Source organism: Kitasatospora sp. NPDC056800 (genome assembly GCF_042789775.1).
Taxonomy (GTDB): Bacteria; Actinomycetota; Actinomycetes; order Streptomycetales; family Streptomycetaceae; genus Kitasatospora.
In genome coordinates this window covers 26232-39749 of record NZ_JBHUAL010000068.1, presented here as the reverse complement: position 1 = coordinate 39749, position 13518 = coordinate 26232, and the positions used below count along the sequence as shown (strand labels likewise).

General features: G+C 74.3%; 12 protein-coding genes. 4 read left to right on the top strand and 8 right to left on the bottom strand.

Features of this window, described 5'->3' with window-relative positions:
* The coding region (locus tag ACFRQN_RS17555; protein WP_380741098.1) for a class F sortase at window positions 1-513 on the top strand (513 nt) is incomplete at its 5' end.
* Window positions 514-626: 113 nt separating this feature from the next.
* Here the strand turns inward: ACFRQN_RS17555 and ACFRQN_RS17550 are convergent.
* The 3 genes from ACFRQN_RS17550 to ACFRQN_RS17540 form a co-directional block, all read right to left on the bottom strand.
* Window positions 627-1661 carry a methyltransferase gene (locus ACFRQN_RS17550; RefSeq protein WP_074004527.1) on the bottom strand — a complete coding sequence of 345 codons (1035 nt, stop codon included), beginning with the start codon at window positions 1659-1661 and terminating at the stop codon, window positions 627-629.
* A 66-nt stretch (window positions 1662-1727) separates the two neighbouring features.
* Window positions 1728-2810, bottom strand: a complete 1083-nt coding sequence (locus ACFRQN_RS17545) for a nitrous oxide reductase family maturation protein NosD (protein ID WP_380741097.1) — start codon at window positions 2808-2810, stop codon at window positions 1728-1730.
* Window positions 2811-3296: 486 nt separating this feature from the next.
* Entirely contained in the window at window positions 3297-4661 is a 1365-nt protein-coding gene (locus tag ACFRQN_RS17540; protein ID WP_380741096.1) for a cytochrome P450, read from the bottom strand.
* A 199-nt stretch (window positions 4662-4860) separates the two neighbouring features.
* Between ACFRQN_RS17540 and ACFRQN_RS17535 the strand changes: the two genes are divergently transcribed.
* Entirely contained in the window at window positions 4861-5853 is a 993-nt protein-coding gene (locus ACFRQN_RS17535; RefSeq protein WP_380741095.1) for a deoxyribonuclease IV, read from the top strand.
* A gap of 138 nt (window positions 5854-5991) precedes the next feature.
* On the opposite strand, the gene ACFRQN_RS17530 is transcribed toward ACFRQN_RS17535, so the two are convergent.
* Window positions 5992-6207 (bottom strand): hypothetical protein, encoded by a 216-nt coding sequence (locus ACFRQN_RS17530; protein ID WP_049652123.1) that lies wholly within the window; start codon window positions 6205-6207, stop codon window positions 5992-5994.
* 457 nt (window positions 6208-6664) lie between these two features.
* On the opposite strand from ACFRQN_RS17530, the gene ACFRQN_RS17525 reads away from it, so the two are divergent.
* Window positions 6665-8080 carry an amino acid permease gene (locus ACFRQN_RS17525; protein ID WP_380741094.1) on the top strand — a complete coding sequence of 472 codons (1416 nt, stop codon included), beginning with the start codon at window positions 6665-6667 and terminating at the stop codon, window positions 8078-8080.
* 198 nt (window positions 8081-8278) lie between these two features.
* Complete coding sequence (locus tag ACFRQN_RS17520; RefSeq protein WP_049652121.1) at window positions 8279-8926, top strand: HNH endonuclease family protein; 648 nt, start codon at window positions 8279-8281, stop codon at window positions 8924-8926.
* 109 nt (window positions 8927-9035) lie between these two features.
* On the opposite strand, the gene ACFRQN_RS17515 is transcribed toward ACFRQN_RS17520, so the two are convergent.
* The 4 genes from ACFRQN_RS17515 to ACFRQN_RS17500 are packed head-to-tail and all read right to left on the bottom strand — an operon-like array spanning window position 9036 to window position 13518.
* Entirely contained in the window at window positions 9036-10196 is a 1161-nt protein-coding gene (locus tag ACFRQN_RS17515; RefSeq protein WP_380741093.1) for an MFS transporter, read from the bottom strand.
* Between the two features lie 22 nt (window positions 10197-10218).
* Window positions 10219-11253: a threonine aldolase family protein gene (locus tag ACFRQN_RS17510; RefSeq protein WP_380741092.1), complete on the bottom strand. Its 1035-nt coding sequence runs from the start codon at window positions 11251-11253 to the stop codon at window positions 10219-10221.
* Window positions 11250-12035 carry a thioesterase II family protein gene (locus tag ACFRQN_RS17505; RefSeq protein WP_380741091.1) on the bottom strand — a complete coding sequence of 262 codons (786 nt, stop codon included), beginning with the start codon at window positions 12033-12035 and terminating at the stop codon, window positions 11250-11252. Before ACFRQN_RS17505 ends, ACFRQN_RS17510 begins: the two co-directional genes overlap by 4 nt.
* 25 nt (window positions 12036-12060) lie before the next feature.
* A complete protein-coding gene (locus ACFRQN_RS17500) occupies window positions 12061-13518 on the bottom strand; it encodes an amino acid adenylation domain-containing protein (RefSeq protein WP_380741090.1) in 1458 nt (485 codons plus the stop codon).

Here is a 13518-nt window from a genome sequence, read left to right as displayed (position 1 = left end):
GCCCCGGACCCGGCGGCCCCGACCGCCGCCCCGGGGACGCCGGCGCTCCAACGCGCCAAGCCGACCCGGCTGCGGATCCCGCAGATCGCCGTCGACGCGCCGTTCACCGAGCTGGCCCTCAACCCCGCGGGCCAGCTCGACGCGCCGCCGCCGGACGACAAGAACCTGGTCGGCTGGTACCGGGACGGCGTCACCCCGGGCGAGCGCGGCAGCGCGGTGCTGGCCGGGCACGTGGACACCACCAAGGGCCCGGCGGTGTTCCTGCTGCTGAGCTTCCTGCTGCCGGGCAACAAGGTCGAGGTGAGCCGCGCGGACGGGACGGTCGCGGTGTTCTCGGTGGACTCGGTGGAGACCTTCGCCAAGAACGCCTTCCCCGACGCCAGGGTCTACGGCAGGACCCCCGACGCCCAGCTCCGGCTGATCACCTGCGGCGGCGCGTACGACAAGAAGCGGCGGGACTACCTGGACAACGTGGTGGTCTTCGCCCACCTGGAGTCCTCGCACCCGGCCTGACCCGGCCCGCGCACGACGACCGCCGGCCCCCCATGTTCCGGGGGCCGGCGGTCGTTCTGGTCGTACGGTCGTTCTCGTCGTACGGAGGTGTGCGGGGGCGTGCAGGGGTCGGCTCAGCCGCTCACGACGGCCTCGAAGGCGTGCAGGTACGGGTTGACCGGGTTGACCGCGGTGACCACCAGTCCGGCCTCCGCCATCAGCCCGACCATGCTCTCCTCGGAGTGCTTGGCACCGCCCACGTTGAGCATCAGCATCAGGTCCATCGCGGTGGTGAAGCGCATCGAGGGGCTGTTGTCGACCAGGTTCTCCACCACCACCACGCGGGCGCCGGAGCCGGCCGCCTTCACCACGTTGGCGAGGGTGCGGCGGGTGCTGTCGTCGTCCCACTCCAGGATGTTCTTGATGATGTAGAGGTCGGCGCGGACCGGGATCTCCGTCCGGCAGTCGCCCGGGACGAGGCGGGCCCGGGCGGAGAAGGCGCCGCCGTCCTGGAGCCGGGGGTCGGCACCCGCCACCACCTTGGGCAGGTCGAGCAGGGTGCCGTGCAGCGCCGGGTGCTTCTCCAGCAGGCTGGCGAGTACGTGGCCCTGGCCGCCGCCGATGTCCGCCACCGAGTCGATGCCGGTGAGGTCCAGGTAGTCGGCGAAGTCCTCGGCGGACTGCCGGCTGGAGGTGGTCATCGCCTTGTCGAAGACCTTCGCCGAGTCGCCCGCGTCGCTGTGCAGGTAGTCGAAGAACTCCTTGCCGAACAGGTCGGGGAAGACGTTGCGGCCGGAGCGGACCGCCTCGTCCAGCTTCGGCCAGGCCTCCCAGGTCCACGGCTCGGTGCACCAGAGGGAGATGTAGCGCAGCGAGTTGGGGGCGTCCTCGCGCAGCAGCCGGGACATCTCGGTGTGCTCGAAGCGGTCGTCGCCGCTCTGCGCGAAGAGCCCGTAGCAGGCGAGCGCGCGCAGCAGGCGGCGCAGTTGGCGGGGCTCGGTGTCGAGGGCGACGGCGAGGTCGGTCACGGTGGCCGGGGTGTCGCCGAGCACGTCGGCGACGCCGAGCCGGGCGGCCGCGCGGACGGCGGCGGCGCAGGCGGCGCCGAAGACGAGCTCGCGCAGGCGCATCGCGGCCTGGGGGCTGGTATGGACGGGTGCGGTGGTCATGGCTGGGTTTCCTCGGGTCCTAGGGAGTTCCTGGTGCGGCGGCGGGCGGCGAGGGGGTACCGGGGCTCAGCAGCGGCCGGCCGGCTCGGAGCGCCCGCAGGTGTTGCGGGCGAAGGTGTTGTCGGTGCCGGAGTCGCGGTCGGCGAGGTCGGCCGGACCGTTGCCGCTCAGCTCGTTGTCGGCGATCACGGCGCGGGCGTTGGCGACGCCGACGACGCTCTTGAACAGGACGATGCCGCCGGAGAAGTCCGTGGTGCCGGTGTTGTCGCGCACCTCGTTGCCGGTCACCCGGGTGTCCTCGGTGCCGGTGAGGACGATGCCGGCTCCCTGGATGGCGCCCAGGCGCGGGTTGGCCGGGCAGAACTTGTTGTTGCCGATGACGGAGTTGTCCCGGACGTCGAGGTCCCCGGCGCGGGGCACACCCTCGTCGCCGACCACGAAGACGCCGGCGCAGTTGCCGCTGATCCCGTTGGACTGGACGGCCAGCCCGCGCAGCCGGCGGACGGTGACGCCGACCCGGTTGCCGGTCAGTTCGTTGCCCTCGACCACGGTGCCGCCGGTGTCGGGCGAGCCGCCCTCGCGGTAGGCGTAGTTGGCGAGGAAGACGCCGGACTGGCCGTTGTCGCTCGAGCGGTTGCCGCGGATGACGGCCCGGGTGGACATCTCCTGGCTGATGCCCTGCTGGCCGTTGTCGTGGACGTAGGTGCCGCGGACGGTCAGGCGGGTGGTGCCGCTGGCGTCGATGCCGTTCTTGCGGAAGCCGGTGACGGCGAGGCTGTCGATCCTGACGTCGGACAGCGGGTCCTCCTCGGTGCCGACCACGCAGATGCCGTGCCCGGCGGTGGCGCAGGCGTTCTCGCCGCCGTCCCCGGGGGTGATCACGCTCTCGTCGCCGAAGCCGCGCAGGGTGAGGCGGGGGGTGGTGATGCGGACGCTGCCCTGGTAGGTGCCGGGGAGCAGTTGGACGGTGTCGCCGGGCCGGGCGGCGTCGACGGCCTGCTGAATCGATTCGCCGGGCTGGACGAAGTGCAGCGGGAAGCGGGGGGCGGCGTGGGCCGCGGGGGCGGCGGCCAGCGAGGTGAGGACGGTGGTCAGGGCGGTGGCGGCGGCGGTGGCCGCGGCGAGGTGGTGGACCCGTCGCGTGGGCATGAGTGGTGACCTGTTTCCTTTCGGCGCGCGCGGCGCTCGTACGGGTGCGGTGGTCTTCCGCTCGGTCCAGCGGTGGGGGCTGACGCGCTGTGCGCGGGCGGTGACGGCCGGGGGATGCGGCCGTGTCGACGCTACGGGCGGCCCGGTGGGCCCGCCACCAGGGCTGGGCTGCGGGGCTGACGGGGCGTCGACCAGGGGTGGGACGGGCCCGGCGTGGCGCGGCAGCGGGCGGTCGGGCGGGGCGCGCGGGGACCGCGGGCGGCGGGAGGACGTCGGGAGGGGCGGGCAGCGCGACGCGGCGGCCCCCCCGGGGGGGGGCGGGGGGGGTGGGGGGGGGGGGGGGGGGGCCCGGGGGGGGGGGGGGGCCGCGGGGCGGGGCGGGCCGCGCGACGCGCCCGACCGCAGGCGGCGGTCGGGCGCGTCAGGGTGTGTCTCGGGGGTGTCCGGGCGGCGGGTGCGTCGGGTCCGTGCGGCCCGGTGGACGGCTCAGCCGGCGGCCGCTGCCCGGGCCGGGGCCTGCGGCCCGAGGCGGACGGGCAGCGCGGCGAGGTGCCAGGCGGCCGGGTTCGGTCCGCGCTCGACGGCCTCCGGACCGACCGCGAGCGCCAACTCCGGGTACGTCCGCAGCAGCGTCTCGAAGGCGACCACCGCTTCCTGGTGCGCCAGCACCGCGCCCAGGCAGCGGTGGGTGCCGTGCCCGAAGCCCAGGTGCGCCTCGTGGTGCCCGGCGCGGTCCGGCGTGCTCGCCCGGCAGATGTCCAGGCGATCCGGCTCGGCATAGGCCCGCGGGTCGTGGTTGGCTCCGGCCAGGATCGGCATCACCGCCTCGCCCCTGCGGACCAGGGTGCCGGCCAGCGTGAGGTCCTCCGTCGCGTAGCGCGGCACCCCACCGATCGTCGGGCCGCACCAGCGCATCAGCTCGTCGACGGCGACGGGCAGCCGGCCCGGGTCGGCCCGGAGCAGCTCCAGTTGTTCGGGGTGGGCGAGCAGCGCGGCCGTGCCGTTGCCGATCAGGGTGGCGGTGGTCTCGTGCCCGGCCACGACCAGGTTGAGGATCAGCGAGACGGTCTCGACCGGGGCGAGGCTGTCGCCCTCCGCGGCCGCCAGTCGGGAGAGCAGGTCGTCGGCGGGTTCGCCCCGGCGGAGCTCGACCAGCGAGCGGGCGGCGGCGACCATGGCGCGCAACGCCTCGTCCAGGCCGGGCCCGGCGCCCCGGCCGAGGTAGGAGCTCCAGCGGCGCCACTGCCGGCGGTCGGACTCGGGGATGCCGAGCAGCTCGCAGATCACCGTGACGGGCAGCGGGTACGCGAAGTGCGCGACCAGGTCGACCACGCCGTCCGGGTCGGCGTGGTCGGGCAGCGCCCGGGCGTACTCCTCGGCGAGCCGTTCGATCCGGGGGCGCAGCCGCTCCACGGCGCCGGCCGTGAAGGCCGGGTGCACCAGACCGCGCATCCGGCGGTGCCGGGCGCCGTCCGCGGCGAAGACCCCGGCGCGCAGGTACTGCGCGCACTCGGGCGGCATACCCCGAGCGCGCCAGACCTGCTCGGTGCGGTGCACGGGGACGGGTGTGGCGGTCCCGTCGGGAGTCGGGCCGTCGGCGGCGAGCCGGTCTGCGGTCAGGTGGTCGGGAACGGGGCCGTCGACGGCGTTCACGTCGTTGACGAAGCGCGGGTCGGACAGCACGGTGCGGACGTCCTGGTAGCGGACGGCGATCCAGAACGGCTCCACGCCGGGGATGGTGGCGCGGGCGAGCGGGGCGCGCTCGCGCAGGTCGGCGAAGGCGGCGAAGGGGTCGCGGATCAGGTGGTCGGCACGCAGGTCGACGGTCTCGGCCGGCTCGGCGGTGGTCACGGCTGCCTCCTCGGTGGTCGTGCGGTCCTCTGGTCCCGGATCGTGACGGATGCGGGCGGCACGGCCCCCGGTTTCCAGGCGGGATTCACTCGATCGAGCACAGAGAACCTTTTCCTCGGGCCGCCGGGAGCCGGGCTGCCGGACCTCCCGAACCGGCCCGCCCGACGACCGGGGCCGGGCCCGTGGCATGCTCGGGGCCATGACCACCGCACCCGTACCGTCCGTCGCCGCCCTCCGCAACCCGATCGGCGCGCACGTCCCGGTGGCCGGTCGCGGGCTGGCCGGCACCGGCCTGGCGTACGCGGGCCGGGTCGGTGCGGAGACGGTCCAGGTGTTCGTGGCCAACCCGCGCGGCTGGGCCACTCCCCCGGGCAACCCGGCGCAGGACGAGGAGTTCCGTACCGCCTGCGCCGACCGGGGCGTCCCGGCCTGGGTGCACGCCCCGTACCTGATCAACTTCGGCTCGGACAACCCGGCCACCCGGGAGCGCTCGGCCGACTCGCTGCGGCACTCGCTGCGCCGCGGCCACGCCATCGGCGCGCTCGGTGTCGTCCTGCACACCGGCTCGGCGGTCGGCAGCGCGCCCGGCGGCGGCTCGCGCCGGGCCGAGGCGATGGCGCAGGTCCGGTCGGACGTCCGGCCGCTGCTGGAGGAGCTGGACGGGCTCGGCGACGACGCGCCCTGGCTGCTGCTGGAGCCGACGGCGGGGCAGGGCAGCTCGCTCTGCTCGCGGCTGGAGGAGCTGGCCGCGTACATGGAGGCGCTGGACCATCACCCGAAGGTGGGGGTCTGCCTGGACACCTGCCACGCCTTCGCCGCCGGGCACGACCTGGCGGAGCCGGGCGGGGTGACGGCCGCCCTGGACGCCCTGGCCGCCGCCGCGGGGCCGGGCCGGCTGCGGCTGATCCACGCCAACGACTCCGAGGACGTCGTCGGCGCCCGCAAGGACCGGCACGCCAACATCGGCGCCGGGATGATCGGCGCCGAGCCCTTCCGCGAGCTGTTCGAGCACCCGGAGACGGCCGGGGTGCCGCTGGTGGTGGAGACCCCGGACCGCAAGCACGGCGGGGACGGCACCGGGCACGCGATGGACATCGCGGTGCTGAAGGAGCTGCGGGAGCGGGCGGCGGTCCGGGGCACCGGGGCCCGCGCCGCGAGGCTGCCGGAGCCCGCTGCCGCCGGGCGGCCATGAATCCGGGGGCCGACGCCGACGGACGGTCGTGAGCCCGGGCCCGGGGCCGGACGCTCGTGAGCCCGGGGCCTCCCGTCGCCGGACAGCGGTGAGCCCGGAGGCCGACGGACGGCCTCCGGGCTCGGGGTGCGGAGGGGATCAGCAGCCGCAGTCGCTCTCGCCGTGCTCGGCGAAGTTGAACCAGGTGGCGTGCGGACCGAACAGGCCGACGCCCGCAGAGCCGGACTCCAGGCTCTGCCCCTCCGACTGCGTCGGAGCGAAGCCCCCCGCCATGGCCGAGGTCGGGACCGCCACCACGGCACCGGCCACGGCGACGATCACGGCGAGCTTGCGGATCTTCCCACGAAGCGACATCTGCTGTCCTTTGGTTCGTCTCTGGTCCTCAACCCGCGCCCCCGACCGGCCGGTTCGGCCGCCCGACGGGCTGGGCGCGCCCCACCGGGGAGGCGCCGCGCCCACGTTGGCACACGAACGCACGGCTTCGGGCGCGCCCCGCAACCGGGCTGAGGCAATCGGGTGAGGCAACTCCCCCGACCGGACGAATCCGGGCGTACGTCCGTGAATCCGGTCGAACAGCCGCGAGGAGGGCGCCGGACGAGTACCCGTCCGGCCGCCCCGCGACCGCAAGTCTTGCGGTGACGGACCCGACGAACTGAACAAATCCCGTCGATTTGGTGCACAGTGCCGCCCGGTCCGAGCATGAACGGTCGCTCCATGGCGCTCCACCGCTCCACCGGGCGGGAGCAGCAGCGAGCGCGGCCGCGCAACCTGGCGGCAGCAGGAGCAGCACCACGAAAGGCGCACCACCCTCATGCAGACCAGTCCCGCCGCACCCCGGCAGGCGACCCGACCGAGCGGCCCGGAGACCCCGGGGCCGGCCGGCTCCCCGCCCACCGGCACCGCACCGACCGGCCCGACGCCGCGGAAGGGCGGCCGCCGCTTCGGGCTGACGACCGCCACCGCCCTGGTGATGGGCAACATCATCGGCGGCGGCATCTTCATGATCCCGGCCGCCGTGGCCCCGTTCGGCACGGTCAGCCTGGTCGCCTTCGTGGTGCTCACCGTGGGCGCGATCGCGCTGGCGCTGGTCTTCGGGCAGCTGGCCCGCCGCAACCCGCGCACCGGCGGACCGTACGTCTACGCCCGCGAGGCCTTCGGGGACTTCGCCGGCTTCCTGTCCGCCTGGTCGTACTGGATCACCACCTGGGTCAGCAACGCCGCGCTCGCCGTGGCCGCCGTCGGGTACCTGGACGTGCTGGTGCCGCTGCACCACTCCATCCCGCTGGAGATCACCGCCGCGCTGGCCTTCCAGTGGCTGCCGGCGCTGGCCAACCTGGCCGGCACGCGCTACGTCGGGGCGGTCCAACTCGTCTCCACCGTGCTGAAGTTCGTCCCACTGCTGCTGGTCGCGGTGGGCGGGCTGTTCTTCTTCGACCCGAAGAACCTCGGGCCCTTCGACGCCAGCGGCCAGGGCTGGGCCGGCGGGATGTCCGCCGCCGCGGCGATCCTGCTGTTCAGCTACCTGGGCGTGGAGTCGGCGGCGATGAGCGCCGGCAAGGTCCGCGACCCGGAGCGCAACGTCGGCCGGGCCAGCGTGCTCGGGACGGCCGGTGCGGCGGTGGTCTACCTGCTCGGCACCCTCGCGGTGTTCGGCACCGTGGCGCACCAGCAGCTCGTCCACTCCGCCGCGCCGTTCTCGGACGCCGTGAACGCCATGTTCGGCGGCACCTGGGGCGGCACGGCGATCGCCGTCGCCGCGCTGGTCTCGATGACCGGCGCCCTCAACGGCTGGACCCTGCTCTCCGCCCAGGCCCCGTACGCGGCCGCCAAGGACGGCCTGTTCCCGGCCGCCTTCGGCAAGGAGCGGCGCGGGGTGCCGACCTTCGGCGTGCTGGTCAGCGTGGCGCTGGCCTCGGCGCTGACCGTGCTCAACTTCGCCAGCGGCGCGAAGGGCGCCTTCGACATGCTGGTGCTGGTCACCACCTTCACCGCGACGGTGCCGTACCTGCTCTCCACCGCCGCCCAGCTGTACTGGCTGGTGCGCGGGGCCGGCGAGAAGGTCGACGGCGGGCGGCTGGTGCGCGACGCCGTCCTCGGCCTGGGTGCCTTCGCCTTCTCGATCTGGCTGCTCGCCGGGGCCGGCTACGCCGCCGTCTACCAGGGCGTCCTGTTCCTGTTCGCGGGCATCCTGGTCTACGTCTGGATGGCGGGCCGACGCCGCGACTGAACTCCCGGCGGCAGCCGGAGAAGCCGACACATCCCCTGAAATCCTCGTGAACCTCCGTGGCGCGCGCCGGACTTGTCCGGTGCACGTCCGATGTGCACGAGGATTTCACTTCCCGGGTCTACCCGCGTAGGTCATCGAATCGCCACACTGGCGCACGCAATTCAGCAGTTCATCCGATCTGATGATGGAGCGTCCGCCATGGCCCCCAGCGCACCCGCACGCCGGTTCCTGTCCTGCATACCGGTGGCCGCCGTCCTCGCCGCCGTGACCGTCGTCACGGCCGGCACCCCCGCCCAGGCCGCCCTGCCGACCCCGATCTCCGCGGCCACCGCCCGCACGTACCTCGCCGCGATGCCCGCCACCGCGGAGACCCACGGCGACACCTACGACCGCACGCTGTTCCCGACCTGGATCACCGTCAGCGGCACCTGCGACACCCGCGAGTGGGTCGTCAAGCGGGACGGCAGCAACGTCGCCACCGACACCTCCTGCAAGGCCACCAGCGGCAACTGGTCCTCCCCGTACGACGGCGCGACCACCACCAACGCCTCCTCCTTCGACGTCGACCACCTGGTGCCGCTCTCCGAGGCCTGGGCCTCCGGCGCCTGGGCCTGGACCACCCCCCAGCGCCAGGCCTTCGCCAACGACGTCACCCGCCCCCAGCTGCTGCTGGTCTCCGCGAGCAGCAACCGCTCCAAGGGCGACCGCGACCCGGCCGAGTGGCTCCCCCAGGCCTCCTACCGCTGCACCTACGCCCGCGCCTGGGTGCAGGTGAAGCAGTACTACGGCCTGAGCGTGGACAGCGCCGAGAAGAACGCGCTCACCGGCATCCTCGCCAACTGCTGAACCCCGCGGCCCCCGCGGCCCGGCGCTCACCCCGCGCCGGGCCGCGGTGCCGTACGCGCCCCGCCCGGGTACGCCCGTACGGCGGCGCGGCGGCACCCGGACGGCGCGCTCACGCGACCCGCTCGGGAACCTCCGCCCCGTCCCGCAGCAGCCTGACCTGCCACCGGACCAGCAGGAAGCAGGGCAGGCAGACCGCGGCCATCGCCAGGAACGCCCAGTGCGGGGAGGCCGCGTAGAGCGGGCCGGTGACGGCGGTGACGGCGGCGACACCGAGGCCGATGGCCAACCCGGCGTAGAGCGCCTGGGCGTCCGACCAGAGGTCCTCGGGGACGTGGCCCTGCACGCAGCGCGCGTGCGCGACGTGGGTCAGCGCGAAGGTGCCCGCGTGGAGCGTCTGGGTGAGCACGACGCACACCAGCGGCATCGGCACCGCGAGCAGGCCCCAGCGCAGCACCGAGAGCACCGCGGCGGCGGCGAAGAGGACCGGGACCGGGTAGCGGCCGAGCATCGGCCCCGCGTACTTGAACAGGAGCAGCTCGCACCCCACGGCCAGCGCCAGCATGAGGCTGACGTTGATGCTCGACACGCCGAGCCGGCCGAAGTACTCGACGCCGAAGGCGTAGTAGGCCGCGTGCGCGCCCTGGAGCAGCACGGAACTGCCCAGGCCGAGCGCGTAGACGCGGTTGCGCAGCAGCCGGCCTCGGCCGCCGCCGGCCACGGTCGCCACCGTCGGGAACCCGACGGGGTGCGCCAGGTCCGCCAGCGCGAGCAGCAGGCACCCGACGACGAAGACCCCCACCAGCGCGCCGCTGCCGACCGTCCGCCCGACCACGCCGGACACGCCCAGGCCGAAGAGGAACCCCGCCGAACCGAAGTAGCGGACGCTCCCGTAGTCGACCTGCCCGTTCGCCGCGCCGATGGTCGCGAGGGTCTCGCTCAACGGCATCAGCAGCGGGTAGCTGATGCCGACGAGGACCGACACCACCATCATCGAAGCGAACTGAGGGTGCGTCAGGTAGAGCGGGCTGAGCGCCGTCGCCGTCCAGGCGAGCAGCTGCGACAGTCTCCGGAGCGGGACCGTCCGGCAGAGCACCGGGAAGACGACGGCGATGGAGACCGAGCGCGACAGCAGACCGGCGGTGATGACCGCGGTGACCTCCGTCGGTCCGAAACCGGAAGCGAGCAGCCAGACCCCCCAGTAGGAGAGGTACGAGCTCCAGGTCAGGAAGAACAGGAAGAACCTGGCCGACAGCCACACTCGGAACGACATCTCAAGCTGCTCCTACACGTGCTCAGTTGCCCGTGGCCAGTTGGGCGACAGCCTCGGCGACCGTCAGTGCCGCCCGCTCGCACTGCTGCTTGTCGACGTCCAAGTGGGCCACCAGGCGGACCGTTTGCGGTCCCATCACCGAGACCCTAACGCCGGACGCCGCGCAGAGCTCCTGCACCCCTGCCGCGTCGGGCACTTCCACGAACACCAGGTTGGTCTGCGGCTCCCGGACGTCCAGTCCGCCGTCGCGCAGCAGACCGGCGATCAGGGCCGCGTTCGCGTGGTCCTCGGCCATCCGACCGATGTTGTGCTCGAAGGCGTGGATGGCGGCGGCGGCCAGGATCCCGGTCTGCCGCATGGAGCCGCCCATCCGGTGCCGCATGACCCGGGCCTCCTCCACGCGGTCGGCGTCCAGGAGCAGCACGGTGCCGGCGGGCGCGCCGAGCCCCTTGGAGAAGCAGACGGACAGCGTGTCGAAACAGGCTCCGTAGGCCTCGAAGGGGACGCCGCTGGCGACGTGGGCGTTCCAGATCCGGGCGCCGTCGCAGTGCACCGTGACCCCGGCCTCGCGGGTGACCCGCCGGATCTCCTCCAGCGCGGCCAGCGGGTACACCACGCCGCCGGCGGCGTTGTGGGTGTTCTCCACCGCCACCGCCCGGGTCCCGCTGCCGTAGGCGGTGGCGGGACGGATCATCCGGGCGAGCACCTCCGGGTCGATCAGGCCGTCCTCGGAGACCGTCGTCCGGGTCAGGATCCCGCCGTGCCAGGCGACTCCGCCGTCCTCGTAGAGGAGGAAGTGCGCGCCGGCGTCGGCCAGCAGCTCCTGCCCGGGCGGCACCAGCAGCCGGAGCGCGAGCTGGTTGGCCATGACCCCGCTGGGCAGGAACAGCGCGCCGGTGAACCCGAAGGCGTCGGCGAGCATCCGTTCCAGCCGGATCACCGTGGGGTCGTCGCCGAGGGTGTCGTCACCGACCTCGGCGGCGGCCATGGCGGCTCGCATGGCCGCGCTGGGCCTGGTGACGGTGTCGCTCCGCAGGTCGATGGTCTGGCTGGTCACGGCGCTCCCTTGGGGTCGGGTGCCGGACGGACGGCCGGGGCACCGGTGAGGGCGCCGAGGCTGTCCGTCAGGCAGTCGAAGAAGAGGTCCGGGTGGTCCCGGAAGTAGAAGTGGCCGCCCGGAAGGATCCGGACGTCGGACGGGCCGGTGGTGTGCCGGCCCCACTCGCGCAGCCGGCCCTCGTCCTCCCAGTCGTCCGTGCCGCCGAGCGCGAGGACGGGGCAGCTCAGCGGGGCGGTCGGGACGTGCCGGTAGGTCGCGACGACGGTCAGGTCCGCGTGCAGGTTGGCCAGGTACAGCTCGCGCATCCGCGGGTCGTTCCCGAGTTCCGGCGGCAGCGGCCCGTACCGCTCCTCGACCCGGGGGACGAAGTCGACGCCGTCGAGGAGGTGGAGCGGCAGCCCGGGGCGGTGCAGGTGCGGGGGGCCGTTCACGGACACGATGAGCCGCTCCGGCTCCGGGCGTCCGAGCGCCCGCAGCGCGACGGCCGTCTCGTAGGCGACGATCGCGCCGAGGCTGTGCCCGAGGAAGGCGTACGGGCCGGAGAACTCGGCCTGTTCCGTCAACGCGCCGACCAGCTCCCGCAGGTCGGTCATGGCCGGCTCCCGCATCCTGCTTCCGCGGCCCGGGAGTTGGACCCCCCACACCTCGACCTCGGCGGGGAGCCGGTCCGCCCAGCGCAGGTACTCGCCGGGCGAACCGCCGCTGTGCGGGAAGCAGTAGAGGCGCAGGGCGGCGTCGGGGCGACGCTGACGGCACATCAGCCAACGGGGTGCTGCCACGGTCGTCCCCACCTCCTTCCGTCGGTCAGTTCTTCTGCAGCAGCGTGTCGTGGGCCAGCTCGTCGATCGCGCCGTGGTCGACCTTGCCGTTGGGCAGCACGGGCAGCCGCGGCAGCGCCACGATGCGGCTCGGTACGGCGACGGCCGGCAGGCGTTCGATGAGGTGCGCCCGGAGGCTGCGCCGGTCGACCTCCCCGGTGGTCGGGCTGACGAAGCCGACCACCTTCTTCCGCCCCTGGACGGTGCAGACGCCGACCGCGGCCGCCGCCACGTCCCGGTGGGTGCGCAGCGCCTGTTCGATCTCGGAGCGGTCGACGCGCATCCCGCCGAGTTTGAGCTGGTGGTCGGCCCGGCCGTGGAAGCGCAGCTCGGCCCCGGCGGTGACGGACACGATGTCCCCCGTGCGGTAGAGCTCGCGGGCCGGCTCGGCGAGGCCCGGGCCGCCGATGTGGAGCTCCCCGGGCTCCCCGGGCGGCACGGCGGCGCCGTCGGCGGAGCGGACGTAGAGGCTGGTCCCGGGGACGGCGCCGCCGATCGGCACGTCCGGGAGGTCCGCGTCCGCCGGGGTGCACTCGTGGACCGCGCTCCACACCGTGCACTCCGTCGGGCCGTACTCGTTGTAGAGCCGGGTGCGCGGGAGCGCGTCGAAGTGCTGCCGGACCAGGTCGGGTGGGCAGGCCTCCCCGGCGACGATCACCGTGGAGAGCGTGCCGGCCCGCTCGGCGAGGCCGCCGCGCAGGGCGATGTCGTAGAGCGACGGGAGCATGAGCAGGTGCGACGCCCGGTGGTCCCGCGCGGCCCGGCCGACCGCCAGCAGGTCCGCCGGGCGGTCGCTCGGGATGACCAGTCGGCCGCCGCAGGCCAGGGTCCAGTAGATGCCGGCGACCGAGCTGTCGAAGGAGATCGACGAGCAGAGCAGGAAGGTGGAGACCGGCGTCGGGTAGTACGCGAGCCGGGCCGCGGTCGAGGCCGCCAGCGCGGCGGCGGAGATCGTGACGCCCTTCGGCCGGCCGGTCGACCCGCTGGTGAAGCAGGTGTACGCCAGGGTGCCGCGGACGGTCCCGCCCCGGGGGCCGTCGGTGTCGGCCGGCACCGTGCGGAGGCCGTCGAGCCGGACGTCCAGCCCGGGCTCCGACACCGCGAACCGCGCGCCGCTGGCCTCCGCGATGTAGCGCTGCCTGGCGACCGGGAACCCCGCGTCCACGGGGACGTACCGTGCTCCGGCCCGCAGCACCCCGAGCATGGCGACGACCGCCCAGCGGGACAGCCGCGCGTGCACGACGACCGGGCTGTCCGGCTCCACCCCGGCGGCCCGCAGCGCGGTGGCGACCACGGCGGACCGCTCGTCCAGCTCGGCGTGGTCGAGCGATCCCCCGGCGTCCACGACCGCCGCGCCCCGGCCCCGGAACGGTTCGACCAGGTCGAGGATGTGCGGCGGGGCGTCGAGCGGCACGACCGGCAGGTCCGGTACCCAGTGGGTCAT